This is a genomic window from Cupriavidus sp. WS (assembly GCF_000395345.1).
Classification (GTDB): Bacteria; Pseudomonadota; Gammaproteobacteria; order Burkholderiales; family Burkholderiaceae; genus Cupriavidus; species Cupriavidus basilensis_B.
Map to the genome: position 1 here is coordinate 1 of NZ_AQPL01000734.1, position 605 is coordinate 605.

The following is a 605-nucleotide window of genomic DNA, read 5'->3' on the forward strand; positions in this document are numbered from 1 at the left end:
GAGTGCTCGCCACCGGCAGCGCAGGAAGTAGTCGATGCTCAGACCTTCAACCGTGCGTACACCTGTTCCCAGGCCTTTGCAGCACGAACCTGTGCCGCCTCCATTTCGGCCCTGATCAGTTCGGTCATCTCGGCGTGGCCGGCTTCGGCTTCCTCCCAGATGAAGTACCTGCGCATCTCGTGCGTCTCGCCGTCCACGAAGACCATCGTCTCGAACAAGAGGGGATCGCCGCCTAGCGCGTGGTTGTGGTCCAGGCCGAGAAAAACCGTGGAGATACGGACGTCATCTATCCATGTTTCCGCCACACGCCTGTCGCCTTCCGCCATCCACATAGACCACTCAACGAGACTGTCGCACGGCACGGAGCGACGGCCATCGAGCTTGTAGTGCATGAGGCGTGGAGGACGGGGAATAGCCATGCTGAAAGAGTACCCCAACTCCATTTCTCTCCCCAATCTTCGCCATCGGTCTGCCCGGAGTTCAGCACGGCGCCGATAGGCACTTTCCGGGCCTCGAATCCGTGTCGAAAGCCCATGAATCCGGTCATCTGCGGGTTCCTATTGTTTGCAGCCTAAAGCAGCGCTGATCTCCACGATCAAGCCATT

Annotated in this window: 1 protein-coding gene; it reads right to left on the minus strand. The window is 59.3% G+C overall.

The features are described from left to right. Positions 1 to 38: 38 nt before the first annotated feature. Positions 39 to 392 carry a hypothetical protein gene (locus K206_RS0136930; RefSeq protein ID WP_231401751.1) on the minus strand — a complete coding sequence of 118 codons (354 nt, stop codon included), beginning with the start codon at positions 390 to 392 and terminating at the stop codon, positions 39 to 41. Positions 393 to 605: the final 213 nt, after the last annotated feature.